We start from the raw sequence: 24,797 nt of genomic DNA, 5'->3' as shown, positions 1-24,797 counted from the left end.
AGTGATAACTGGATTATTAAGGCCTTTATGAAATATGAATAGAATTAAGGCTCTAATTTTTCTCTTTCGTATTTTTGTTGTGGCGCATGAAAAATGTGTGACTTTAATTCCAAATAATATTTTGAAAATCGACTTATTTGATTTTCTTAACTTTTACATCCCTGTCATTTGTGTTGGTTATTAAATTGGTTTAATTATATCCTCCACTTATTTATTGTGCGAAAAATACTACAGCAAAAACAGTTAAGTTAATGTTTTTCATGTTTTATTTAACCAAGTTTTAGTTCTTTGTGTTGAATGTGAAACGAGGCTTTTGTTGCTAACTTGCTGTTAGAACTCTAGAAATTGCTGTCTTTTTTCTCAAAATAACGCCTTTCTTTTGATTGTGACAAAGCTACTATGAATTAAATTAAAATAAGCTAATTAAGTTTATTCTTTAACATGAATTTAAACTTGGTTGATATAATAATTAGCTTTATAAAATGGAGTGGTTATTCGCTATGAAAGATAAAGTTTGATATTTATCCCAGAAGTAAGAAGGAATTTTTGCCTTGGTTATTTTTATTTATAAATTAAGTGTGCTTGCAAAAAATAATTGAATCGTTAATTGCAGGTCTTTTGTGCAGTACCTAAATAATTAATATAAGACTAAGGACTTAATTATGTATCTAAGAAAGAGCAGTGCTACGCAGACAAACTCCATTGGTTATCGCACGTTAGGGTTAACAATGCTTTGTTCTGGTTTATTGTTGAATCCGATTTCACAAGCCATGGGGCTTTGTTGCGTAATTCGATGGAACTAAATCAAGAAACTACGATCTGAGCGGCTACGCCCATCAATCGTCGTAGCCTCATGCCTAAACCTCGTTACAAAACAACTAACTGGAAGCAGTACAATAAATCCTTAATCAACCGTGGTTCTCTGACCTTTTGGATTGATGAGGAAGCGATAGCTGAGTGGAAGCAAAACAAACAAGGCAAGCGTGGTAGACCTCGCCGATTCAGCGACTTAGCCATTACTACCGCACTGATGGTGAAACGCGTTTTCTCTATGCCCTTGAGAGCGCTGCAAGGTTTTCTAGACTCCGTATTTAAGCTGGCTAACATCCCGCTTGTTTGCCCGCACTACACCTGTATAAGCCGCCGAGCTAAGGAAGTTGAAGTTTCATTTAAAACCAAAACCAGAGGAGCAATACAACATCTGGCCATTGATGCCACTGGCCTCAAGGTTTATGGCGAAGGTGAATGGAAGGTCAAGAAGCATGGAACTGATGGGAAGCGAAGAGTCTGGCGTAAGCTGCATATCGCGGTAGATACAAGCACCCACGAAATAGTCGCAGCAGAGCTGAGCTTATCTAACGTAACTGATGCCGAAGTGCTCCCCAACTTACTCAAGCAAACACGTCGTAAAATCATTGAGATATCAGGCGATGGCGCTTATGACACAAGGAATTGCCATGATGCCATACGGATCAAGCGAGCTGTTCCGCTCATCCCGCCAAGAGAAGGAGCAGCCTTCTGGGAACAAGGGCATCCTCGTAACTTAGCGGTAGGTTGCCAGAAGCTCTACGGCTCCAACAAGAAGTGGAAAAAGCGGTATGGCTATCATAAGCGCTCTCTGTCAGAGACCGCAATGTACCGAGTAAAACAGTTGCTAGGTGGGAAATTAAGTCTAAGAAATTACAACGCTCAGGTTGGCGAGACTTACGCCATGATCAAAGCACTGAACAAACTTACAGGGCTTGGTATGCCTGAAACTCAGTATATTGTATAACAGTCGCTCAACTTTAGGAGGTTTGGTTTCTCGTCTGAATTACGCAACAAAGCCAAGCCATGGCGGCGGAGTTCAGCACCGATGCGGTTGCACAATCAGAAAGCGAATACTGGAGCACTTACAAGTTAGACATCAAAAACACTGGCTCAGACAGCGCAGACATGCGTGAGGCGGTGATTGAGTTCGTACTGCCTGTCGCAATTAACGACATTGGTTGGGCATCAAATCACCTTTCATACCCATCATGGGAGATCGCTCATACAACACAAGCTGACGGCGTGTTGAACGCTGTAACACTTAAATTCCCAGCAGGATCTTGGGTAGACAGTGAGTTGGCATCTGGTGAGTCGGCGGCGTTAACCATCTCTTTTGGCGGCGAACTGAAAGATCTCAATGCGTTTGAGAATTCCGTGGTGGTGAAAGTCGATGGTGAAGTTGTTCCTCCACCAGAGTTCTCATTGGATATCTTAGCGCCGGCACAAAACTCTGTGGTTTACACTGGCTCGAATGTAGACATCATCACGAGCGTAGAGGGTGAAGGTGCAAGCAAGCTAGAGTTCTGGGTCAACAATACTAAGCTGGCAGAACAACCTGTAGTAGACGGAACGACCGAGTATCAACAAGCTTGGCTACCAGCGGAAATTGGCGCCGCTTCAATTGCTGTCATGGCGTTCAACGAGAGTGGCGAAAAGCTGACTGAACAATCGGTACAAGTCACGGTTGAATCAGAATCTACCGCGCCGAACCCTCCTGTGATTGAGTTTATCTCGCCAGATTCAGGCTCTTCTCACCAAAAAGGTGACACGATTTCGATCTCAGCTAATGTTACCGATGTGGATGATGACTTAGCGACGGTTAAGTTCTTCGCTAACGATGCTGAAGTATGTCAGTTAGACGCGAAAACTACACAAGATTTCTCTTGTGATTGGACTGCACAAACAGCGGGTTCAGCAACGCTTCGCGCAGAAGCTCAAGATGACGAACAACATGTTACTCGCAAGAGCCTAACCATTACTGTGACAGACACGAGCACCAGCTGTGGCGATGTTCCTCAATATGAAGATGGCGTGCCATACAAGGTGGGTGATGAAGTTACCAATATCGGCAACATCTATTCATGTACCGTAGCAGGTTGGTGTGGAAACCCAGTTTGGACGCCTGGGACAGGTCACCCAGATTATCCAGATGCGTGGAAAGACGCGTGGGACGAAGTAGGGCAATGTGATCCGAACCCAGTTCCAGTGGTGGATGTTCAATCTCCTCGAGATGGACAAAAAATTGCACCAAACCAAGCATTTGATGTGATTGTCGATGCGACTGACGATACTGAAGTTGCTCGCGTTGATGTTCAGTTGAATGGTCAAGTGGTGGCAACATCAAGCACTCCATCACAAGGCGATACCTACACCATTACAGTTCCTGCACAAGACGAAGGCCAATACACGCTAACCGTCGTCGCTTACGATGACCAAGGCGCAAGTGCAGAAGCCGCACCAATTTCTCTGGCGATCACCGATAAAGACTTGGTGGTTTCGCTGTCTTCTCCTGTTGATGGTTCGAGCTACTTTGAAGGTCGAGCAATTTCAATCAAAGCCGACGCGAAGAGCTACGAAGGTGATATTACTTCAGTAAGCTTTATTGCAAATGGTAATGAGCTATTCAAAGACACCGAAGCACCATACGAATACGAATGGCTAGGTGCACAGAAGGGCGCTTACGCGATCACGGCTAAAGCGGTAAACACAGCAAGCCAAGAACAAACTTCGGCAACGTCTAACATTACGGTGAAAGAAAGCACTGGCGGTGGTGGTTTAGTTGATAACCCAGATCGCTCTATCAGTTACCTAACATCTTGGGGTTTGAATGACTACGAGCAGTTGTTCAATTCAGAGGGTGACGGTTACCTATTGTCATTTGGTAAGTGGGACGCGAGCGGCAACATTACGATCTCTGATGGCATGCTAACGCCACCAGATTACAATCCGGATTGGATGCCAACGCAGTACCTAGCTTGGTCAACACTTAAGCATGACAATGAAAATGTAACCATGATGGTGGCGTTTGGTGGTCAAACGTACGAAAGCATTTGGTCAGCGATCAGCACGCCACAAAGCCGTGAAGCGGTCGCGACTGGATTGGTTGATTTGGTACATACGCCATTCCCTGTGTACAAAAAGAATCTGACACCAGAAGAGATGGAAGGTGAATGTCTTGCATCAAAACCTGATGGTAGCTGTGATTACAGTAAATACCAGTTAGCAGGCTACGTGCACATTGACGGTCTAGATTTTGACTTCGAGAAAGCCGCTCGAATCACAGACAAAGAGAACCAAGATCTGACTGCTCTGATCAAACTGATCCGTGAGAAAGTAGGCAATACGAAGGTTCTGTCTTTGACGACTTACCATGTAGGTGCAGACCCAGTTGAGTGTATGGATGCGAGTGTGTTCGAAAATTGTTCTTACATTGAACCATCAGGCCGTTCGTCTCACCACGGTGAAGTGATCGATTTGCTGAAAGCAACCAAGAACGACTTCGATTTCTTCAACGTAATGACGTATGACGCAGGTCGAAACTTCCTCTACGACGTCGCGATGGCGAACTATGCTGAATATATTGGAGACAAGTCGAAGATTGTTTTAGGTAACACGATCAACAGCCAATGGGCGCCAGGTGGCAACTTTGTTGAAACGCGTCAAAACAACCTAGACCGTGCTAAGTGGCAGAAAGATAACGGTTACGGTGGTTTCTTTATGTGGACGTTAGGTTCAAACAACCAAGGTTTGAGCATGGCAGAACAAGTTGACTACTTTAACGACATGATCAGTGTAAGCAAGTAGTTCTCACCTCATCTTGTAATCTACTTGAACGACGGAAGGCTCTCATGCCTTCCGTTATTTCTTCAATCTTCATCATGGGAACGCCTCTCGCTCGCCGTATTCCCATGCAAATTCCAATTGAAATTCAGTGGTGACAATATGTCAAAACTAGATTCTGGTCAGCACCAGAAAGCGATTCCGCACGCCCAAAATAAGGCATTCAAACCTAAAAATGACTCACCCCAACGCCAAAGTAATACGTCACAACACTATGACGCGTTTAGTAAATGGTTACATTGGATAATGGCGGTGATCATCATCTACGCCACCATTGCTGGTTATGGCATGTTGTTTGTGATGGATATGCCGCAACTGTTTCATGTGTTGTCGACGCTCAACATGTCATTCGCGACCATTGCATCCGTGTTGTTAATCGTACGTTGGGGGTGGTCATTCTTTCGAAAGACACCAGAGCTACCAAGCACGATACCTAGTACGCAGAAAAGCATTGCTAAATTGGCCCATGGCACCATCTATCTTGTGATGTTTGTTGTCTTTGTCAGTGGCTTTTTGATGCTTAAGCATGAGTACCCATTCTTTTGGCTGTTTGCCATTCCAAACCCAATTTCTAATGCCGAAGTGAATGAGTTTTTCTTTATGGTTCATCGAGTTGGTTGTGCCACATTAGCGACGCTGGTGGCGTTGCACGTTGCGGCGGCATTGAAACACCACTTCGTGAGTAAGAATGATGTGTTAAGAAGCATGGCGTTGAGTACATCCAAGCAAAATTGATAGCAGGGAAACGGGCGCTTTAAAGCACATTAAAAAAAGCGCGTAAACCAAAAGAAAAAAGGCTTGGTGAGCCTCCAAGCCTTTGTTTCGCGTTATCAAGCCGTTTTGGACTAAATAACTACTTTTTAAAGGTGAGATTCAGAGTGAGTGGAACTCGGTCTGAAATCTTAATACCACCAACCGTTGCTGCTAGGTTCGTTAAGTTTTCAGTTGGGATACCAAAATCTGACGCGCCAATAATGACAGGCGTACTTGAGCTAACCATCACAGTATCGCCAGCATTGAGTACCACAACAGGGAATTCTACCGACTTGGTCTTACCAAAAAGCGTCACTTCAGCAGGTACTTTAAGCTTGTGAGAGCCTTCGCCTAGTGTCGACCAATCGACTTTACCGACAACTTTTACAGGGGCATGTTTTGCCGATTCGAAGAAGATTTCGTTGAGTCGCGTATTACGGATTGGAATGCCTGTTTCAATGCTGTTTAGGTCGATAGACACATCAAATTGTCCTTCGCTGTTAAGCGTGCCTTTGAGGGCATCGATGGTCGCGGGTTCAACAACAAACTGATTTTTGATGGTAGCAAAGCTGACTGAGGAGAATTTTGAATCTAGCGTGTAGTTATCAGCAGCGAACGATGCACCTGAAAATAGCGCAAGCGCGATGCTTAGGGTGGATAAAGTCTTTCTCATTATTATTAACCTTATATACGTTGAACAACGGTTCTCCTTGATAGTAGTTCGGATTTATAAAAGTTAATAAGGAATTAAATCGATTGATTTCGATGATTTTTTCGATGTGATTGTGCGCTCACTAATGATGATTTGATATCAATGTAACTGATGCCATTTACGCTTTTTATGTCAAAAATGTGCTAATTAGCAATGACTTATTAAGGTGTTGGTAAATCTATACGACCAATATGGTTATTCTATAAAAGTGTGATGCTGATATAAGAAAAGGTTCATTTTATTAAAGTTGTTGCACCTGATGCGGATAACGTAACTGAATAGTTAAAACCAGTGTCGCGGGAGAGTGATTTGGCAAAGAGAGTAATGCCAAACCATCGGCTTAATTAACCCCGTTGATAGAAATTAATCGCTTGCGTTGAGACAACCATAATGAAAAGAATCATCCTATTAGCCGTTTGTGCCATGTTTGGCATTGCTGTCATGGCGAGTATGGCGTCTACCTACTTTATCTCAAGTCAGAAAATCGATGACATCATCTTGCAAAAATCTCAAGTTCAGGCTGAGTTCTTAGCTGAGAATGCAAGTTACATCTTAGAGAACTCAAACCATCCGACCCAAGATCTCCAAGCGTTAGTTAACCAGTTAAAGCAACGCTCAGATGTAAGCTATGCCATTGTAATCGATAGCAATGTTTCTGCTGTTGCACACAGTGATAAACAAAAGCTAAACAAAAAATACGAAGATGATTATACGGTGGCGGGTGCAACCAAAGGTGTGCAGCAATACTCGAAGTGGTATGCGGATGTGCAGCAAGTGTGGGTGTTCGATATCATGGCCCCAATCTACGTGAATGGCCAGCTCTACGGCACGTTCGATATCGGTATTCCAATTACGGAAGTGAGCCAAGCAACGAACGGTATTATTAGCTACCAACTTGGTTCAATGATCGTGATATTTGTACTCTGCGTGCTACTACTTTCACTTCTGCTAAGCCACTTAATGAAGCCGTTATCTGTATTGAAAAATGCACTGCATGACATTTCGCAAGGGGAAGGAGATCTGACTGTTCGTTTGCCAACAAAAGGCAATGATGAAGTGGCTCAGATTTCATCAGCATTTAATGTCTTTGTCGAAAAGGTTCATGGCATTATTTCGCAAGTGGTGAATACTGGTGTTGCATTGAATGGCTCTGCAACTGCCTTACGTGAGCAATCTCAACAGGCGTTGACTCGTGGGCAGGAGCAAAACGAGCAAACCATGCTGGTGGTGACGTCAATGAATGAAATGATTGCGACGGTTAACGAAATTGCATCGAACGCAGCAGGTGCAGCGAGCGCGGCAAGTACTGCAACGGATGAAACACAAGAAGGCTACAAGACGCTGCAAAAGACCACTACGGCAATCACAAACCTTGAAACCGAGATGAACAGCACGTCCAGCATCATCGTCAGTTTGGCAGATAATACTCAGTCGATCGGTTCAATCCTTGAGGTGATTCGAGGTATCTCAGAACAGACCAACTTGTTGGCACTTAATGCTGCAATTGAGGCTGCTCGTGCTGGTGACGCAGGTCGTGGTTTTGCTGTGGTAGCTGACGAAGTGCGTAACCTTGCGACGAAAACCGCGCAGTCAACCGATGAGATTGACCTGATGATCAAACGCTTGCAAGACGAAGCGCAAAATGCCGTGAGTTCGATGGGGAACAGTAAAGCTCTGATCGAAGAAGGAACTGCGGAGACGGAACTTGCGCGACAAGCACTAGAAGCAATTTCTAAACAGGTAATGACCATTTTGGATATTAATACTCAGGTTGCAACGGCAACAGAACAGCAATCGACGGTAGCTAACGAGATCAACATGAACATGGATACGGTGAGCAACTCAGTGAAGCTCGGTCTAAATGCAAGTGAGCAATTAGAGCAATCGAGTCAACAACTGGCCGAGCTCTCACAAACGCTTGATCATTACGTCGGCTCGTTCAAAATCTAACCTACAACAAGCATGCAAAAGGCGACCATCGAGTCGCCTTTTTGTTTGCTGATACGTACACAAAGAGTGGTTATGGGGTGATGTTACTAAAGGTCACGGCTTGAATTTCGCTTTGCGCCGTTCGCTTGAAGTTATCCACTTTGCCTTGGAAATAATAAGGCGTGAAATCGGATTGCGCTTTGCTCGCATTTGCGTAATACAAAGTCACTGGCTGCTGGTTTAGTGCACCAGACGTTAAGGTGCCAATCAATGCGTGCTCGAATTGATGGTAACCATTGCCCCAATGAAACGCTTTGGTTGATTTTGGATCGAGACCGACGCCCCCATATTGATGATCAACCCATGCATCCATAAAAGTACGGGTAGTGTATGGCAGTACATTTCCCACCTTGTTATCTAAAATGGCAAGTGTCATGGCTGATTGGTCAAGCTCTGCCCATTCCCAAGAAGAGCTGCCGTTAGAATAAGGACGGCTTTGCCAAGCAGGGATGGACTGATTCGTCCATTCGCTTTGTAGTTCGGCAGAGAATAAAGCGCTAACTGGTTCAAACTGTTGTTGATATTGCGCTCGCTCTAATGTCGTTCTCATGCCTTGTTTCGCAAACTGTTTCCAATCGGCATTGTTTATTTGTTCTGCGACAAGGTAAGTCATCCAATACGCTTTAATGGTGTGACCAAAATCGTTATGTTTAGCGTTTGGCTGCATGACGGCTTTGTGATGAATGGCGCCGTAGAAGCGCTGCTCTTTATCTGAGTGATAATGTTCAACTAATGTATCTGTTAACCAAGTTAGATCACTGAGCCATGTCGTTCGGTGTGGTTCTGGTAATAGGGGAGCAACCAAAAGCATATAGCCGTTAATTTGGTCTAATTGTGCAACCAACTCATGCTGTTTTGCACTTTGCTCATCACCATCTTGTAAAACCCAAGCAAGTCCTACTTCATCGTTGAGTCTGTAGTTATCAAAGATAAATTTTTGCTGATCAATAAGCACTTTTTCTACTTGAGGATCGCCCGTTAAGTAGTAATACATTGCAAGTCCAACGAGTGCGTAAGCTTGGTCTTGTGAAGTTCTCTGTGTCCACTTTAAACCAGCTTGTTTGTTTTGCGTGAACGAAATAAAGCCGCCATGCTCTTTGTCTTGCAATTCATTGATTAAGTAATATGCCCCTTGTTTAGCTAACTCAAGGGCTTGAGTGTCTCCAGTCAGGTGGAAAAGAACCCCATAGGCGTAGGTTTGGCGTGACTTCATTCGCGTATATTCACGACCAAAATAGGGAGTAATCCAACCTCGATCTAACTCATTGCAGACATTAGCTGTATCCAGTTTGCGACCATCGTTGCAGCGGAAAGTGGGGAAGTTTCCAACAGGTTCTCCGTAAGCTTTTTCATCCATCCAGTAAGGGGCTAAGCCAGTTGTGACGTGGTTTAGCCATGTCTGAGTAGATGGAAAGGTCGTGGACGCCGCATTATTTGCAATCGCGTCTTGGGAAACTGTTTCGTGTGAAACGGAGCTTTCAATTGTCGCCGCCAGTGACAGCGAACTGGTGGTGAGAGAGAACGCTATTATTAACGACTTTGTCGAAAAAGGCATAAAGCAAGTCCTTGAAAGAAAAGAAAGAGTATATCGGTTGGAGACCTCTACAAACTGTTGAATCCCTCCGGTTTACTATTCCTTCTGCTGACAAGCTTGTCATTCTTTTTTGATAGAACGAGCGGGGTTACCAGCAACGCAGTCTCCCGGAGCAACATCTTTCGTTACGACCGATCCAGCCCCAATCACGGCTTCTTCTCCAATCGTCACGCCCGGCATAATGATCGCACCGCCACCAATCCAGACTTTATCTCTTATCGTTACAGGTTTTGCAGTTTCATCACCAGCAAGGCGTTGCTCTGTCTCTAAAGCATGCGCTGCGGTGTAGATTTGAACTCGTGGGCCAATCATCACGTTTGCGCCGATGGTTACCTGCCCGTTGTCTATGACGATGGCGTCCCAATTAATGTAAGTGTGCGAGCCGACTGAAAGGTTGCATCCATACGTCAATTGCAACGGGGCTTGGATACAAGCACCAACACCAAGATTGACACCCATTTCAACGAGAAGTGCATGTCGCTTTGTTGCATTGGGTTCATGGTTGAAGTTGAAAATGAGCTCACATGTGCGTTCCCGCATGAGCTGAAGTTCTTCGTCTAGGCAGTTATAAACCTTTCCTGAACGCATAAGTTCGAGTGCTGACATCTTTTTGCCCTTACCGCTTAAATAGTGCAACAAAGTGAGCAATATAAAGCGCGCGCTATACAAGTGGAAATTGAGAACCGTAAAATCAGAATATGGTCACTCAATAACACTTCATAACATCGCCTTGAGAAACACTTCAATACTAAACCGTTGAATGTACGGGGAAGTGTACTAGGTTTTATATGAGTGCTTGTTTTATGAAACCGTGGCTATTTAAGCCGTCGGTCTTTGATTAAGTGCGGATAAATACTGTGTTGGGTCTATTCACGCGTCATCGATTATCGGATTACCGATGAATAAGAATATGGCGCGAAATCAAAGGGAAAAACAGTTGAGCAATCCAAATGAAAACTTAGAGAAAGTGTTAGCTAAGGCGTTTACCACGTCTTTGATTCGATTCTCAGTCACGACGCTTATCGTTATTGTCTGTTGGTGGGCGTTTTTACCATTTCTTCCTATCTTACTTTGGGCGCTGGTGCTTGCCATTGCGCTCTATCCAGTCAAACTCGTCATTGAAAGAAAGCTTGGGTTAAGCTCGGCACGCGCTGCCACATTAATTGCCATCATTGGGGTTTTGATTCTCGGCACGCCAACGGCCATGGTGGGCAATTCCTTTGCTTCGAAAACACTCGGTGCATTTGAATCGTATCGAGATGGCACTTTGGTCATCGCCAAGCCTGCAGATAGCGTCAAAACTTGGCCTTTAGTTGGTGAAAAAGTTCATGCCGTTTGGTTTGAGGCCGCAGACGATCTGCCAACGTTTGTCGAAAAGCGTCAGCCTCAAATCAAAGGCTTCTTTAGTTGGTTCGTTGACAGTGCAACGGGAGCGGCGAAGAGCGTGTTTATGCTGATAGGCGCGATCATTATCGCCGGTATCATGCTCGCTTGGGCTCAACCTGCTGCAAAGTCGATACGTAAGATCTTCATTAGCTTCACTGATGAGGTGAGGGGGCCAGATTTACATCAACTCACCACGGCCACCATCAGGCAAGTCGCCGTGGGAATCATCGGTATTGCGTTCTTAACGGCAATGGCATTCGGTGGTGTCGTGGCGTTATCCGGTGTACCTGCCGCAGCATTGTTTACACTCATTGCGTTGATCTTTGCGATTGTGCAATTGCCAGTGACCATTATTGCGTTGGTTGCCGTCGGCATTCTATGGGCAGGAGATAGCGGCACGGTTCATAACTTCATCTTTACTGTGTTATTGATTGCAGCGAGTCTGATCGACAACTTCTTGAAACCACTGATTCTCGGACGTGGGTTAGAAGTCCCTATGCCCATTGTCTTGATTGGTGCGGTCGGCGGCATGATGTCGGGTGGTATTCTTGGCATGTTCATTGGTGCTGCCTTCTTAGCGGCGGGTTACCAAGTGTTTATGAAGTGGGTAGACACAGAAACCCAAGACGTTGCTGATGTGATCGAAAGTGAACAGGCACAAGAACCTACTCAAGAAACCGAACAAAAAGGAAAGGACTCGAACGACTAACGTTTTATTCAGTTTTTACTGCAGATAAACAAAAAAGACGGCTCACATGGCCGTCTTTTTTGTGCTCGTTAATCAGCTATAAACACGCTTTTAATGCAATCTATTCTCTGTGCGGTATTCGGAGGGAGTCAAACCGACTTTGTTTTTGAATAGGCGAGAGAAGTACTGTGGATACTCAAAGCCAAGTGTGTAGGCAATGGTCGCAACAGAATCCTCGGTAGAGAGAAGCAGATCTTTCGACTTATCGATCAAGGTTTTGTGAATCCAATCTTTGGTCGTTTTGCCCGTTTCTGCTTTAAGTGCATCGCTCAAGTATCGGCTGGTCATATTCATGCTTGAAGCCAATTCTTCCACTTCTGGGATACTAGAAGACTCATTAAGAATCGCTTGCATTCTGTAGTCCAACAGCTGTGAGAAGCGTTCGTATACTGAGCTTTCAGACTCTTTACGCATTAAGAACTGACGATGATAGTAGCGATTGGCGTACATCAGTAATGTGCCGAGTTGCGACAAAATCAGTTCCTTGGTGAAAGCATCCAAGTTATTGCGATACTCCGCTTCAATAGCGTCAAAAATCGCCGCCATTTGCTTTTCTTCTTTTGGCGAAAGGTGCAGCGCTTCGTTCACAGAATACTTAAAGAAATGGTACTTCTTAAGCTGTTCTTGCAGTTCGTGGCCGCGAATATAATCCTCATGGAAACAGATGCTTCGAGCCACAGAGTCGACTTTAATGCCAATGCCAGCAATCTCTTGCTCGGGTGCAATAAAGATCATGGTGCCATTGGAGCAATCGTATTTGGTTCGACCGTAAAGCAACTCGCCAGAAGTGATGTGTTTCAGCGAGATAGAGTAAAAGTCGCTTGAGATAGCAAAACCGTTGTCGCATCGCAGATCATCATCGTGGTCTTTAGAATCCATTTTGATGACATCAATTAACGGATGCTCAGGAGGGCGAATTCCAAACCACTCGTTTTGCTCTGCGATGGACTGAAAATGATACTTCTTCATACGATTACCTAAAATGACAGTGGCAGATAACCAAGCTGCCACTGTTGCCGTGTTGCCATGAATTAACTTGTTGGTTTATTTCGCGATACAGCCTTATGCGCTTTGGCTATTGAAGAACTCAGCAATCTTGTTCGCAGCAACCGTTACATACTCTTCAACATCGTATAAGTCTACATGACTCGCGCCAGGCACGGTAAACAGTTCTTTTGGCGATGTGACCTTCTCAAAGAATAGCTCAGTTGCGATTGCGGTATCTGCTCGTTCGCCTACAACACCCAAGAATGGCTGAGCCATGTGTTCAGCGTAGCGTTCACCGATATTCAGTACTGCCGACTCATAAATGTTCGATAACACTTCGTTAGAGAATCTAGGATAGGTCTCACTGCCTGCGCGAGCGGTACCGTAGAACTCATAACCTTCAAGTGCTGCTTCTGAAGCTTGAGGGTTGTTCCATTTGTAATCGGGATCGTCGTATCCAAACAAGTCGAATGTTTCCGAACTTTGCTCATCGTACATGCGTTGGCGAGCGTCATTTGCCGCGCCGATCATGCCTCGGTAAGCGGCTTTATCACCGAAGAACATAGCATCGGTTGCTAACATTGCACTGATAGAAGCAAAAGCTTTTACTCGTAAGTCTGTGATAAGCACGCTACTCATAATGTTGCCGCCGCCACAGATGCCAATGCCGTACAACTTGTCTTTGTCTACATAAGGTAAAGAGCAAAGGAAAGAAATCGCGTTGCGTAGATCTTCATGCTTACGGAAGCTGTTTTCATCGTTACTGAAACCTTCGCTGTAGCTGTCCGATTCACCCTTGCTGTTGTAATCAAAAGCAAGATACACGAAGCCCAGTTTTGCAAAGATAGGGCCGTACACCGCAGCGGTTTGTTCTTTGATTTGGTGCGCTGGTGGGGTAACTACGATGGTTTTGTATTGTTTTGATTCATCAAAACCTTGGGGTAGGTACATATCGCCAACCAAAGTTAGACTCAAGCTTTTAAATTCAACCTTTTGTACTGTCATCACGTTATCTCTCTTGTGTTTGTTGATGTGACTATCGTACTCCGTGGTGATTTTTAGTCAGTGCACAAAACACCGCAATGTGTATACAAAACCCCGAGGGACAACCAAACAAAAGTGGCGTGTTGTGAATGCGTGTTAAAGCGTTTGAAGTTGAAAATCCGAGCTGTTAGCGAGAGTTGAATGGTTTGCAAAAGGCAGCGGGGAAGCCGCCTTTGATATTCATACCTGTTGAAATGGCGTAGCGCTGTATGTTTCTAGTAATCCCCGCGTAAATTAACGAGTAGCATCGCTTCAATCGTGTCGACCATTTCATCGAGTGAAACTGGCATTGCTTTCGCCGTCACAGAGTATCCCTCAACGAATGGGATAAGAATCGATACTGCTCGTGATTGCGAGGTTTGATCTTTTGCTAGCGGCGCGATTTTCTCTTTCATTACCACGACCATCGTTTGATAGTAATCGCTCAGGTAAGACTCAATACTTTCATTACGCGTAGAGATTGCCCAATACTCTCTGAAGATTCGACACATGTCAGAAAGCTCATGACCGTGTGAAAGCAGCATAGAGACAATTGGTCTCAATGCCTTTTCTTCTTCCATCACCGGTAACGCTCTTAAATCGTCTAAACATTGTTGGAAATAACGATCGGCCACGGCTTTGAGTAAGTCATCTTTCGTTTTGAAGTAATACTGAACGTTGCTTAAAGACATGTCTGCGACGCTTGCGACCTTGCGCATCGTTACACCGAAGTCACCTTCTGTTTTTAATAGCTCGATTGCTATATCAAGAATTCTTTCTACTTTTGCTGACTTTTTAGGCATTTACAACATCTCGGAGCGTTAGATTAAGGATCACGTTTGATCTTAATTTGAAAAAGAGTATTGACATATTAGGTCTATTGACCTAATTTTTCAACCAGTAGGTCATGCGACCTAATTTCAAAAGGAGATACCCATGATTCAAGTCCAACGTACACCAGATGCTCAATTCGAAAATTTAAAAGATTACCCATTCAAACCCCACTATGTAGAAGGTTTAAAAGGCTATGAGGGTATTCGAGGTCACTACTTGGATGAGGGAAACCCGAACTCCGATGAAGTTTTCCTTCTACTTCATGGTGAGCCAACGTGGAGCTATCTATATCGCAAAATGATTCCAGTATTTGTTGATACGGGAGCACGCGTTATTGCACCGGATTTGCTGGGTTTTGGTAAGTCTGACAAACCAGTATCGGAAGACACCCATAACTTCGAGTTCCACCGCAACTATTTGCTTGGACTGATTGAGCACCTAGATCTAAATAACATTACGTTGGTGGTTCAAGATTGGGGCGGTTTGCTTGGCCTAACTTTGCCACAAGCGATGAAAGCACGTTTTAAGCGATTACTGATCATGAACACGGGTTTGTTGATGGGGCCAACCACTCAAGAAGCCTTCTTGGAATGGAAGAAAGACATCGTCGAACCAGAAGAGTTGGCGCTGGACCTCTTCATGAAGAAGTACGCACCAACGTTAGATGATGAAGAGGCTCGTGCTTACGCTGCCCCATTCCCTGATGAATCTTTCAAAGCAGCTGTTCGTAAGATGCCGAAGATGGTCGCTAATCCAGACCAAGCGTGCATTGATATTTCTACAGCAGCGGTTCCTTTCTGGGGTAAGGAATGGGAAGGGGAAACCTTTATGGCTGTTGGTATGAAAGACAAAATGCTAGGTCCTGCCGTAATGGGGTACATGCAAACGGTTATAAAAGGTTGTCCTGCTCCTATGGACGTGCCTGAAGCGGGGCATTTTGTTCAAGAATTCGGCAAAGAAGTCGCTCAAGCGGCTGTTGAACATTTCAAGCTTTAAGCATCGTTTTTAAGAGAAATCACCCATGAAAATTCTAAATCTCGTTTTCCATCCAAATTTGGAAAGCTCCCGCAACAACCAAACATGGAAAACTCAGCTTGAGGAATCTGGCAAGATCACCACAAGTCGCGATCTCTATGCGGAGTATCCGGATTTCCAAATTAACGTAGAGAAGGAACAAGCGTTATTGTTAGAGCATGACCGCGTTGTTCTGCAATTTCCTTTCTACTGGTATTCAATGCCACCACTGTTGAAAAAATGGTTAGATGATGTTCTAACCCACGATTTCGCATATGGCGCACAAGGTGACAAGTTGAAAGGGAAAGACATGCAGCTTGTCCTATCGGTTGGTGGTCGTGAAAAGTTCTACTCAGGCTTTGATATTTTCACCACGGTACCTGATTTGCTGCGACCATTTCAGCTCACGGCAAACTTAATTCAAATGAACTATCTTCAGCCTGAATATATGTTTAATGCTGATGCGGCCAAACCGGAGGAGATTGAGGCTTTTGGGGTTCAACTGGTAGAGAAAATTGATGATCCTAAGCGTTCAAACCCGAGACAGTATCTCTACGACAGCATGACGCAAGAGCTTGAAGATGTTTATGAAGATTTAGGTTTAGCATAAACAGCCAAGCTAGATAGCATTCTAATCTGAACGAGAGCGAATCAATCAGTTCGCTCTTTTTATTTATCGAAAAATTGTGTTTGTTTGTTGAGCTGGATACGTTGTCAGCAGTACGGAATATGGAATAATACAGAGCGGCTGATTGATAAAGCACATCGGCGTGAGTTGTGAAGAACAAGAATAAACAAGGAATGAAACAATGGTAGATTTTACTGTCGGTAAGTGGATTTTTGAACCTAAAGTGAGCGAAGTGACACAGGACTTTGTTTCCATCACGACGGAGCCAGAAACCGATTTTTGGCAGCGTTCATACTACGGCTTTAGAAATGATAATGCGCCGGCACTGCAAATCGAATCGGAAGAGAATTTTACTTTTACCACAAAAGTGAGTTTTGATTATCAGGCGCAATTTGATCAGTGTGGTTTGATTATTTACCTCGACAGCGAAAACTGGTTTAAAGCCTCTATCGAATATGAGAACGAAGCTTTCTCACGTCTAGGCAGTGTCGTGACAAACTTGGGTTACTCTGATTGGGCAACCTCTGACATCCCGCTGCCTGAGGCAATCTGGTATCGCTTGAGTCGCCGTGGCCCAGATTTTCTGATTGAGTCTTCTTTTGATGGCGTGGCATTTAAACAAATGCGAATCTTCCACCTACATAAGCTGGGTGAAACTACCCCAGAAATGGGCAAGTGCAACCCACCATTGCCGGCAAACAATGTTGTGAGTTTTGGTGTCTATGCTTGTAGTCCGCTTAAATCTTCATTTACCGCCACATTCACAGATATGCGTTTAGAGCCTTGTAAATGGCTAGCGCATGCGGTTTAAATCCAACTACACAACAAAGCAAAGTGAGGGATTATGAAGTTAACTGTGTACCTGTCGGGTGAGATCCATACCGACTGGCGTGAGCAAATCATCAAAGGCTGTGAGGCAAAAGACCTGAATGTGTCGTTTATTTCTGCCAACACGCATCATGAATCCAGTGATGCAGCGGGCGATGGCTTGGGCCCGGAAGACAATCCTTTTTGGCGCGATCATAAATCAGCGAAAGTAAATGCGATTCGAATTCAGACCGCCATTAAGTCTTGTGACCTTGCCGTGATTCGATTTGGTGACAAATACAAGCAGTGGAATGCGGCGTTTGATGCCGGTTTCTGTGCCGCTTTAGGTAAGCCTTACATCACTTTGCATGATGAAAACATTGTCCATGCACTTAAAGAAGTTGATGCTTCTGCTCAGGCATGGGCAACGACTCCAGAACAGATCGTCGAATTAATCGCGTACACGGTAAACCCTTAATCACTCGAAGCTAACTCTATCTTGTCATAGATATAAGCTGATCTTTAGGGTTTTAAATGCACTTAGATACTTAAACGCATAGTCATTTGGCTATGCGTTTTTTTCTGTTTCGCAATGGGATTGTGTGAACTTCGCACGGAATGCTTTGGGCGTAAGCTGCTTGTATTTTAAGAACAATCGATTGAAGTTCGACAAGTTATTGAATCCAGATAACTCCGCAACGAGGGAAACGGGCTTGTCGGTTTGTACCAATAGCGAACAGCCTTTACCCAGTCTTACTTGAGTGATGTAGTGACGGACACTCTGTCCCATCATCTTTTTAAAAAATCGCCCTAGGGTACTTTCACTCATTCCAACCAAAGAGGCCAACTCTGTGACTGATAGCGGTTCGGTGTAGTTTGCGTGTATTGCTTCAAGCAATTGACTGAGTAATCTTTGCTGGCGTTTGTCGGAGTCTTGTCGGTTCAAGGTTTGATTCACTGATATAGGTTGGTAATCAGCAGTGCTGCTTAGTTCATCAAGAATACTCAGCATGATGGTGAGCTTTTGCATCGGTGTTGCAGTGTCTAACTCTTCAAACAGAGGTAACAATTGCTTGGCGAGGGCTTGAGAGAAGTGCAGCCCTCTATGAGCTTCGAGTAGCAGGGGAGAAAAGGCTTGGCATTCAGGAAATAAACGGGAGAGTTCCTCTATCCATTGTGTGTCAAACCACAAGACATAAACCTTCTGCTCCTTATCTGTTTCTAGGCTTGTTCTTGATTGCCATGTGTGAGGGATGTTGGGGCCTAATAGCACTAAGTCAAAATCTTCATACTCAGAGATCGTATCGCCAATATAGCGTTCCCCCTTGCTGTTCAGAGTCAGTGTCAGCTCATACTCAGGGTGAAAATGCCATTCGAAAGGAATAGCCTCTAAGCGCCGAATCAGCAGTTGCCATGAATTGTCTTGGCTGTATTGAACCTTTTCGTATTGAGCTTTCATGAGTAATACAAACCTATCTAACGCGAATGTTTCTATGACGGTAAAGTATCAGTATCTGCGTTTTTTGTATCACTTTGTTGGATTAATTGTTGTCAGAATGTGACTAACCAAGCGCGCTCAACGCTTGTTAAACCAATAATAATCAGCCCTACAGGAATCAGTCACTATGAAAAACAAATACGGATTCGGCGACAACGCACCCGGAAATAACAGTGTTTCCAACATCAATTCAGCGCAACTAAAAGACATCAAAAAAACACTGCCGTTGAAAAAATTAACCCAAGAACAGTTCGACTTTTGGCAACACAATGGCTATTTGGTGCTGCGTCAAATCATCTCTCCGGAAGCAGTAAAGCGTTCACAGGATTTCCTATGGGAATTCCAAGAAATGGACCCAAACGATGCGAGCACTTGGTATCAAGCGCAGCGCCGTGACCACGCCATGGTTGAGCTCAACAACTCTGGTATGGTGGAGTGTTATAACAACCAAGTGCTGTGGGATAACCGCCAGAACCCAGAGGTATATAACGCATTTGTTGATATTTGGGATCAGGAAAACTTATGGGTCACTATTGACCGCGCTAACCTTAATCCGCCGAATAAATCGGGTCGTGAATTCAGTGGCTTTGTTCATTGGGATGCGGATTCCTCACTCGATCCATTGCCAGTAAACGTGCAAGGTGTGCTGGCACTGTCTGATACGGACGAAGAAACTGGTGGTTTCCAATGTGTGCCGGAGCTTTATCGTCAACTGGAAGAGTGGCGCAAAACCCAGCCTGCTGACCGTGACCCTTATGTGCCAGATCTCACCGGTTTTGAGGTGCAGTTTATTTCGATGAAAGCAGGGGACTTGTTGATCTTTAATAGCCTGCTTCCTCATGGCATTCGCCCGAACCAGTCCGATAAAGTACGTATGGCGCAATATATCTCTATGGTTCCGGCAGAAGAAGATAACCAACCAATTCGAGATTGGCGTGTTCGCTCTTGGCAAGATCGTCTTCCACCAGAAGGGTTTGCTTTCCCGGGTGATCCACGCAATTGGGAACAGGTGAAGTATCCCCAAGCTAAGCTCACACCACTAGGTGAGAAGTTGCTAGGTCTGGTGAGTTGGAAAGTACCTGAGTCTGCCTAAACAGATAGCTCTGGCTAAAACCAAGGTAAGCTGAAAATAAAGTTAGCTAAAAACAAAAGACCTCCATCACGGAGGTCTTTTTGAATTGTGCTGTTAATGTCACTAAGACAAAACTTAGATATTCACGACGACTTTACCAATCGCTTGACCACTGGCTAGACGATCATGCGCAGCGCCGGCTTGCTCAAGGGTAAACTCGTGTTCATCGAGAACCGGTTTTAGTGCGCCTGATTCTGCAATCTTAGCTAACTCTTTTAGGATGATGGCATGTTCACGTCGACCAACATTATGGATCATCGGAATAAGCATAAATACCACGTGCAATGACAAGCCTTTCATGTGAACGGTACTTAAATCTTGCTCATGCAAAGACACGGTTGTTGCAACTTGGCCGTTGAGTTTTGCTGCATCAAACGAGTTAGTTAGGTTTGCACCGCCAACTGAATCGAAGACTACATCAAAACCATCACCAGAGGTGTGTTTCGCAACGTAATCGGCTACTGACTCAGTACGGTAATCAATAGCTGTAGCACCAAGTTCAGTAATCAGGTCATTCTTCACTCCTGTGGAGCCAGTCGCGAATACTTCAGCCCCCATGTGACGAGCAAGCTGCAGTGCAATGTGGCCAACACCACCTGCGCCGCCATGAACCAGTACTTTTTGACCTTGGCGAACGCCAGCACGAATTAAACCTTCGTAAGCCGTAATGCCAACCAATGGAATTGCCGCCGCTTCACGCATAGAAAGGTTGTTTGGCTTGTGAGCGATAAGGTCAGCGTCTGCCACCATGTATTCCGCTAGCGAGCCTTGAAGATCACCAAGGCCACCCGCACAACCATAAACCTCATCACCAACCGTGTATTCGGTAACACCTTCACCAACGGCTTCAACCGTACCTGCGAAGTCCATCCCTAGAATGCCCGGAAGTTGTGGGTGGAAGGGTAAACCTTCGCCCATTTCACGCAGCATCATGTCAACAGTATTAACGCTTGATGCAGCGACTTTAACTAGAACGTGGCCCGCTTTAATTTCCGGTTTTTGCACGTCTGCTGTTTCGAATACTTCTGAACTACCAAACTGACGAATTACGGCTGCTTTCATTATGATTTCCTCGGTTGTGCGTTTGTATGGATTCAGTATAGGCGCGATTTCAAAATTGATAATTGGGCTGAAAAAGAAATCAGTTTTAAGTTTTTGTTGATAATAATACGAGTAGTAAACCGCAGAGTTACTTACTCACTAATTGAGAGTAAAGATCAGATTTGCGTGATTTGTTGCTAGCCGTTATTGAGGAAATCACCTTTTAGTTTTCGTAGATACTGTTTCTTTTTATGCGTCATTGTTTGATGTTTTTTAGAGGCGTAACGTTAATTGAGTTGCTTTGAAAAATAGCAACCTAATGATTTTATTGGAAAAAGGAAAAGGATATGGCTTACGAAGGCTACAAAACGTTTACTGCAAAGCAAGAAGACGCAATTCTTTATGTCACGTTTGATTTTGGTACGGTAAACGTGCAAGGGCAGGAAATGTTGGCGGATTTGAATGGGTTAGCACTGCGATTAGAACGTGATCGTAGTGTCAAAGTGGTTGTATTCCAATCAGCCAACCCGGAGATTTGGGTTTGTCATTACGATACCGAATTGCTTAAAGAGATGTCGACAGAGGCCGTTTCTCGCGAAGAAGCGAAGTTACTCGATCTTCAAGCGGTTCTCGAAAGAATCAGCAAGCTACCACAAGCCACAATTGCGAAGCTAGAAGGCTTTGCCCGTGGTGGCGGTCATGAATTTGCATTGGCCTGTGATATGCGTTTTGCCGCTCGCGGTAAATACAAATTCATGCAAATGGAAGTGGGTATGGGCATCTTGCCTTGTGGCGGTGGTGCATCTCGTATGGCGCGTCAGGTGGGGTTAGGTCGTGCCCTAGAGATCATCTTGAGCGCTCGAGACTTCGACGCGGATGAAGCAGAAGCGTACGGCACCATCAACAAAGCGTTAGAACCGGATGAAATTGGCCCTTATGTTGATGCATTAGCGCAGCGAATTTCTAAGTTCCCGGCTGAATCTATCAATGCGTGTAAACAGATGGTGTACGAGTCAATCGACAAGCCAATTGATGAAGCATTGAAAGCCGAAGCATACTGGCTTTACCAAGCAACGAGCAAAACGCCTGCAGTTAAGCGTTTCCAAATTGCCGATGATCAAGGCTTAGAGCATGACATCGAGAACCAACGCAATTGGGAAGACTTGGTGATGAAGGTGCAAGACATCAACTAAGCTGCTGCGTTAGTTTCTTATTAAGCACTAGAAAGGCGAGCCAAGTGGTTCGCCTTTTTGTGTTCAGCTGCCGACGTGTTTATCGTTCTTAAATTCGCAGGCCAATCGAGCTTGTTTATGGGCATGATCTTTCGAATTAAATCACAGACTCGATAAACGTTTTTGATAGACTGCAAAGCAATAGTTTTAGTGAGGAACACGTTTAATGCCGACCATACTTTGTTTTGGCGATTCAAATACCTGGGGCGCAGTACCGAATGAAGACCGCCGTTACGGACTAAACGAGCGATGGCCATCCTTGTTACGAATGTCTCTACCGGACGGTTATGAGGTCATAGAGGAAGGGCAACCGGGGCGAACCACTGTTCACGATGACCCTTTTGAAGGTGAGAAAAATGGCCTGCGCTATTTACGCCCTTGCTTGGAATCTCATCTGCCCGACTTGGTCATCATTATGCTCGGCACGAATGACATGAAAAACTGTTTGGGTTTATCCGCTTTCGATATCTCTCGTGGGGCAGCTCGCTTAGCGCAAGAGGTTCTTAACTTTGATAACTGGGCAAAGCGGGAAGCGCCGCAAGTTCTTTTAGTCGCGCCGCCACCCGTGCATGAGATTGGTTTCTTCGGCAGTATGTTTATCGGCGGGGCGGAAAAGTCCAAAGAGTTTGGCTTTCATTATCGAAACCGAGCGGAAGAGCTGGGATGTGCATTTCTTGATGCCGGAACCGTAGTGGAATCTTGTCCGAACGAAGGAATTCATTGGCAGCAAGACCAGCATGAAAAATTGGCTAAAGCACTGCAACCTATGGTGTTAGCGTCTTTTCAAAAATCATAGATGTTAAGAGATTACAGAGTAAACAGGCTTTTCGTCTAAGGAAAAGCCTGTATTGAAAAGGTTGAGAAGTAGGGCGAGTATGCGCTGTGCCCTTGAGGCGATCACGTAATCTGGTTGGCGTGTTCAGCATTTTTAAAGTGTTTACGCCAAGGCAAAACCGCTGTCTGGGCTTTCGTGTGCTGGGATTCTATGTATCCTTGCGGGACTGCCTTTTACGTGCGCCCACATCCGCAACATCGGACGCTTTGCAACAACCTCCGCCTTTGATCGGCCTACGTGAAAACATCACACCAATCGCGAGCATCGCAATACAACTTAGGAAAATAAGAACGGTAAGAACCAAAGTCATAACACCACCTCCTATAAATCGCTGTATTGTCATCTTTCTCCAATTTTATAAACAAAGCAATGGTCGTTTTGTAACCACTTATTATTTTTATCAATAGTCAGACCTTTGCTGGTGATGAAACATGATGAGAAACGAAGGCGAGTTCTGAAAAATCAGTCTCTGTGGTCTTTACCGATTCTTAAGCTTTGGGTCTAAGACAGCAATTGGATTCCTTCTACAACTCATCAAATTGTTATGTTATAACATGTATTTATTCAGAGTTTGTAGGTCAAAGGTATGCCATCAATTCCAGTCACCATTTTGCATGGATTTCTCGGGTCAGGGAAAACCACTTTTTTACGCAACATTCTTCAACAAGCCGATTCTTCTGGTGTTGATCTGTCAGTTATTGTGAATGACATGAGTGAGTTAGACGTTGATGGCGTGCTTATCTTAAATACCGATGCGGTGAGTGAAGAGCAGGGCAACTTTGTCACGATCAGTGGAGACAGCATCAGCAGCCCGAGTGGTGTAAAGCAGCTCGATAAAGCCCTTAAAAAGCTCTGCGTAGAAAAATCACCAGAATGGATTGTGATTGAAACGTCGGGCAGTAGTCATCCTTTGCCTTTGGTTGAGTATTTCAAAAACAACGCACAATTCGCACTCAAAGACGTTATTACGTTGGTGGATGCAACTTGGTTGCGAGATGACTATCGACAAGGTTCTACCTTAATTCCTACGTGGCAGCAGAACGTGCAGCAGGGTGTTCGCGGCGTTGAAAACTTGTTGGTAGAGCAAATCATGTTCTCAAACCGTGTCATGCTCACCAAGACGGACAAAGTGGATGACAATACCGTTCGCAACATCGCACAGGCGATTCACCCGCTTAATGTTTACACCGAGATAATCAAAACGTCATGGGGAAACTTGGATATCCGCATGTTGAAAGGTGAGCAAGACTACAATTTCTTCCTCGTTGAGCAGTTAATCGCAGAACTTCGTGAGACGGTGAATGAGCCGTTGAACCTCTCTGATAAAGACGAACAAAGCCTTGTTGCGAAAGTGATCAAAGATGATAGACCTTTTCATCCTGCGCGTTTGTGGAATACCTGCCATCAGTATTTAACTAAAGGTGTGTTCCGCAGTAAGGGGTTCTTTTGGTTCCCAACTCGAGACGATGTTTCATTACTTTGGAGCCAAGCGAACGGCAATGTGGGGCTTGAAATCACAGGCTTTTGGCGCGCTTCGGTAATCAATGACGAATCGCAAAACTTCACTGCTGAACATCGCCAAATCCTGCAAGATAAAATAGACAGCGTTGAAAGCCGCTTTGGTGATCGTCGTTGTCGCTTAACGGTGATTGGGCAGGAAAACGAAGTCGATGTGTTTATTGATGCGCTGGAAAACTGCTTTTTAACGGATGCGGAACTGGAGCAATGGCAACAAGGGGCAACATTTGAAGATCCTTGGCCAAAGAAAATAGCTAAGTTGAGCCAGAAGAAGACGCTTTGAATGCACTGGTGAGGATTCCCTCGCAGCATGTTTGCTCGGGTTGTTTCGAGAACGGACTTACTGAATTGGCTCGGTATACCAAAATTGGCTCTGTGTAACGAGAAAGCCTCCCGAATGGTGGGAGGCTTTTTGT

The 24,797-nt window shown here is 44.7% G+C and carries 20 protein-coding genes and 1 pseudogene; 13 read left to right on the top strand and 8 right to left on the bottom strand.

Annotated features, from left to right (window positions below; translation table 11 throughout):
• Nucleotides 1-853: 853 nt before the first annotated feature.
• From ACLIIY_RS26010 to ACLIIY_RS26000, 3 genes and pseudogenes are all read left to right on the top strand, one after another.
• On the top strand, nt 854-1,774 hold the full coding sequence (locus tag ACLIIY_RS26010) for an IS5-like element ISVa2 family transposase (protein WP_010446562.1): 921 nt from the start codon (nt 854-856) through the stop codon (nt 1,772-1,774).
• A 50-nt stretch (nt 1,775-1,824) separates the two neighbouring features.
• Nucleotides 1,825-4,614 (top strand): annotated as a pseudogene (locus tag ACLIIY_RS26005) (Ig-like domain-containing protein); the annotation flags it as partial.
• Nucleotides 4,615-4,752: 138 nt separating this feature from the next.
• Complete coding sequence (locus ACLIIY_RS26000; protein WP_434528818.1) at nt 4,753-5,385, top strand: cytochrome b; 633 nt, start codon at nt 4,753-4,755, stop codon at nt 5,383-5,385.
• A 118-nt stretch (nt 5,386-5,503) separates the two neighbouring features.
• Here ACLIIY_RS26000 and ACLIIY_RS25995 read toward each other — a convergent pair whose 3' ends face one another.
• Complete coding sequence (locus ACLIIY_RS25995; RefSeq protein ID WP_434528817.1) at nt 5,504-6,076, bottom strand: YceI family protein; 573 nt, start codon at nt 6,074-6,076, stop codon at nt 5,504-5,506.
• Between the two features lie 429 nt (nt 6,077-6,505).
• Between ACLIIY_RS25995 and ACLIIY_RS25990 the strand changes: the two genes are divergently transcribed.
• A complete protein-coding gene (locus ACLIIY_RS25990) occupies nt 6,506-8,065 on the top strand; it encodes a methyl-accepting chemotaxis protein (RefSeq protein ID WP_434528816.1) in 1,560 nt (519 codons plus the stop codon).
• Between the two features lie 70 nt (nt 8,066-8,135).
• Here ACLIIY_RS25990 and ACLIIY_RS25985 read toward each other — a convergent pair whose 3' ends face one another.
• On the bottom strand, nt 8,136-9,659 hold the full coding sequence (locus ACLIIY_RS25985) for an AGE family epimerase/isomerase (RefSeq protein ID WP_434528815.1): 1,524 nt from the start codon (nt 9,657-9,659) through the stop codon (nt 8,136-8,138).
• Nucleotides 9,660-9,758: 99 nt separating this feature from the next.
• Nucleotides 9,759-10,304 carry a sugar O-acetyltransferase gene (locus tag ACLIIY_RS25980; RefSeq protein ID WP_434528814.1) on the bottom strand — a complete coding sequence of 182 codons (546 nt, stop codon included), beginning with the start codon at nt 10,302-10,304 and terminating at the stop codon, nt 9,759-9,761.
• A gap of 331 nt (nt 10,305-10,635) precedes the next feature.
• On the opposite strand from ACLIIY_RS25980, the gene ACLIIY_RS25975 reads away from it, so the two are divergent.
• Entirely contained in the window at nt 10,636-11,793 is a 1,158-nt protein-coding gene (locus tag ACLIIY_RS25975; RefSeq protein WP_434528813.1) for an AI-2E family transporter, read from the top strand.
• A gap of 90 nt (nt 11,794-11,883) precedes the next feature.
• Here the strand turns inward: ACLIIY_RS25975 and ACLIIY_RS25970 are convergent, their stop codons facing one another.
• From ACLIIY_RS25970 to ACLIIY_RS25960, 3 genes are all read right to left on the bottom strand, one after another.
• Nucleotides 11,884-12,801 (bottom strand): helix-turn-helix domain-containing protein, encoded by a 918-nt coding sequence (locus ACLIIY_RS25970; RefSeq protein ID WP_434528812.1) that lies wholly within the window; start codon nt 12,799-12,801, stop codon nt 11,884-11,886.
• 93 nt (nt 12,802-12,894) lie between these two features.
• Complete coding sequence (locus ACLIIY_RS25965; RefSeq protein ID WP_434528811.1) at nt 12,895-13,824, bottom strand: alpha/beta hydrolase; 930 nt, start codon at nt 13,822-13,824, stop codon at nt 12,895-12,897.
• A 254-nt stretch (nt 13,825-14,078) separates the two neighbouring features.
• Entirely contained in the window at nt 14,079-14,645 is a 567-nt protein-coding gene (locus ACLIIY_RS25960; protein WP_039839472.1) for a TetR/AcrR family transcriptional regulator, read from the bottom strand.
• Nucleotides 14,646-14,778: 133 nt separating this feature from the next.
• Between ACLIIY_RS25960 and ACLIIY_RS25955 the strand changes: the two genes are divergently transcribed.
• The 4 genes from ACLIIY_RS25955 (at nt 14,779) to ACLIIY_RS25940 (ending at nt 17,603) form a co-directional block, all read left to right on the top strand.
• Nucleotides 14,779-15,672 carry a haloalkane dehalogenase gene (locus ACLIIY_RS25955; protein WP_434528810.1) on the top strand — a complete coding sequence of 298 codons (894 nt, stop codon included), beginning with the start codon at nt 14,779-14,781 and terminating at the stop codon, nt 15,670-15,672.
• Between the two features lie 25 nt (nt 15,673-15,697).
• Nucleotides 15,698-16,300, top strand: coding sequence for an NAD(P)H-dependent oxidoreductase (locus tag ACLIIY_RS25950; protein WP_434528809.1), 603 nt, complete (start codon nt 15,698-15,700; stop codon nt 16,298-16,300).
• Nucleotides 16,301-16,499: 199 nt separating this feature from the next.
• On the top strand, nt 16,500-17,129 hold the full coding sequence (locus ACLIIY_RS25945; RefSeq protein WP_009704544.1) for a DUF1349 domain-containing protein: 630 nt from the start codon (nt 16,500-16,502) through the stop codon (nt 17,127-17,129).
• A gap of 33 nt (nt 17,130-17,162) precedes the next feature.
• A complete protein-coding gene (locus tag ACLIIY_RS25940; protein ID WP_020196348.1) occupies nt 17,163-17,603 on the top strand; it encodes a YtoQ family protein in 441 nt (146 codons plus the stop codon).
• Between the two features lie 90 nt (nt 17,604-17,693).
• Here the strand turns inward: ACLIIY_RS25940 and ACLIIY_RS25935 are convergent, their stop codons facing one another.
• Complete coding sequence (locus ACLIIY_RS25935) at nt 17,694-18,584, bottom strand: helix-turn-helix domain-containing protein (RefSeq protein ID WP_434528808.1); 891 nt, start codon at nt 18,582-18,584, stop codon at nt 17,694-17,696.
• A 166-nt stretch (nt 18,585-18,750) separates the two neighbouring features.
• Between ACLIIY_RS25935 and ACLIIY_RS25930 the strand changes: the two genes are divergently transcribed.
• Nucleotides 18,751-19,716, top strand: coding sequence for a phytanoyl-CoA dioxygenase family protein (locus ACLIIY_RS25930; RefSeq protein ID WP_434528807.1), 966 nt, complete (start codon nt 18,751-18,753; stop codon nt 19,714-19,716).
• Nucleotides 19,717-19,830: 114 nt separating this feature from the next.
• Here ACLIIY_RS25930 and ACLIIY_RS25925 read toward each other — a convergent pair whose 3' ends face one another.
• Nucleotides 19,831-20,817, bottom strand: a complete 987-nt coding sequence (locus ACLIIY_RS25925) for a zinc-dependent alcohol dehydrogenase family protein (RefSeq protein WP_434528806.1) — start codon at nt 20,815-20,817, stop codon at nt 19,831-19,833.
• Between the two features lie 326 nt (nt 20,818-21,143).
• Between ACLIIY_RS25925 and ACLIIY_RS25920 the strand changes: the two genes are divergently transcribed.
• The 3 genes from ACLIIY_RS25920 (at nt 21,144) to ACLIIY_RS25910 (ending at nt 24,664) form a co-directional block, all read left to right on the top strand.
• A complete protein-coding gene (locus ACLIIY_RS25920; RefSeq protein ID WP_033006300.1) occupies nt 21,144-21,989 on the top strand; it encodes an enoyl-CoA hydratase/isomerase family protein in 846 nt (281 codons plus the stop codon).
• 205 nt (nt 21,990-22,194) lie between these two features.
• Nucleotides 22,195-22,824, top strand: coding sequence for an SGNH/GDSL hydrolase family protein (locus tag ACLIIY_RS25915; RefSeq protein ID WP_434528805.1), 630 nt, complete (start codon nt 22,195-22,197; stop codon nt 22,822-22,824).
• A gap of 625 nt (nt 22,825-23,449) precedes the next feature.
• The gene (locus ACLIIY_RS25910) at nt 23,450-24,664 is read left to right on the top strand and encodes a CobW family GTP-binding protein (RefSeq protein ID WP_434528804.1); all 1,215 of its coding nucleotides are present in this window, start codon (nt 23,450-23,452) and stop codon (nt 24,662-24,664) included.
• The last annotated feature ends 133 nt before the right edge of the window (nt 24,665-24,797 follow it).

It is taken from the genome of Vibrio sp. K4, assembly GCF_051122595.1.
Taxonomy (GTDB): domain Bacteria; phylum Pseudomonadota; class Gammaproteobacteria; order Enterobacterales; family Vibrionaceae; genus Vibrio; species Vibrio owensii.
The sequence above is the reverse complement of the archived record's forward strand: the minus strand, read 5'-3'. Positions and strand labels throughout refer to the sequence as shown.

Bases quoted from the DNA above. Each gene is read 5' to 3' on its own strand.
- ACLIIY_RS26010 (WP_010446562.1), top strand. From the start codon at position 854: ATGCCTAAACCTCGTTACAAAACAACTAACTGGAAGCAGTACAATAAA.
- ACLIIY_RS26000 (WP_434528818.1), top strand. From the start codon at position 4,753: ATGTCAAAACTAGATTCTGGTCAGCACCAGAAAGCGATTCCGCACGCC.
- ACLIIY_RS25995 (WP_434528817.1), bottom strand. From the start codon at position 6,076: ATGAGAAAGACTTTATCCACCCTAAGCATCGCGCTTGCGCTATTTTCA.
- ACLIIY_RS25990 (WP_434528816.1), top strand. From the start codon at position 6,506: ATGAAAAGAATCATCCTATTAGCCGTTTGTGCCATGTTTGGCATTGCT.
- ACLIIY_RS25985 (WP_434528815.1), bottom strand. From the start codon at position 9,659: ATGCCTTTTTCGACAAAGTCGTTAATAATAGCGTTCTCTCTCACCACC.
- ACLIIY_RS25980 (WP_434528814.1), bottom strand. From the start codon at position 10,304: ATGTCAGCACTCGAACTTATGCGTTCAGGAAAGGTTTATAACTGCCTA.
- ACLIIY_RS25970 (WP_434528812.1), bottom strand. From the start codon at position 12,801: ATGAAGAAGTATCATTTTCAGTCCATCGCAGAGCAAAACGAGTGGTTT.
- ACLIIY_RS25965 (WP_434528811.1), bottom strand. From the start codon at position 13,824: ATGACAGTACAAAAGGTTGAATTTAAAAGCTTGAGTCTAACTTTGGTT.
- ACLIIY_RS25960 (WP_039839472.1), bottom strand. From the start codon at position 14,645: ATGCCTAAAAAGTCAGCAAAAGTAGAAAGAATTCTTGATATAGCAATC.
- ACLIIY_RS25955 (WP_434528810.1), top strand. From the start codon at position 14,779: ATGATTCAAGTCCAACGTACACCAGATGCTCAATTCGAAAATTTAAAA.
- ACLIIY_RS25950 (WP_434528809.1), top strand. From the start codon at position 15,698: ATGAAAATTCTAAATCTCGTTTTCCATCCAAATTTGGAAAGCTCCCGC.
- ACLIIY_RS25945 (WP_009704544.1), top strand. From the start codon at position 16,500: ATGGTAGATTTTACTGTCGGTAAGTGGATTTTTGAACCTAAAGTGAGC.
- ACLIIY_RS25940 (WP_020196348.1), top strand. From the start codon at position 17,163: ATGAAGTTAACTGTGTACCTGTCGGGTGAGATCCATACCGACTGGCGT.
- ACLIIY_RS25935 (WP_434528808.1), bottom strand. From the start codon at position 18,584: ATGAAAGCTCAATACGAAAAGGTTCAATACAGCCAAGACAATTCATGG.
- ACLIIY_RS25930 (WP_434528807.1), top strand. From the start codon at position 18,751: ATGAAAAACAAATACGGATTCGGCGACAACGCACCCGGAAATAACAGT.
- ACLIIY_RS25925 (WP_434528806.1), bottom strand. From the start codon at position 20,817: ATGAAAGCAGCCGTAATTCGTCAGTTTGGTAGTTCAGAAGTATTCGAA.
- ACLIIY_RS25920 (WP_033006300.1), top strand. From the start codon at position 21,144: ATGGCTTACGAAGGCTACAAAACGTTTACTGCAAAGCAAGAAGACGCA.
- ACLIIY_RS25915 (WP_434528805.1), top strand. From the start codon at position 22,195: ATGCCGACCATACTTTGTTTTGGCGATTCAAATACCTGGGGCGCAGTA.
- ACLIIY_RS25910 (WP_434528804.1), top strand. From the start codon at position 23,450: ATGCCATCAATTCCAGTCACCATTTTGCATGGATTTCTCGGGTCAGGG.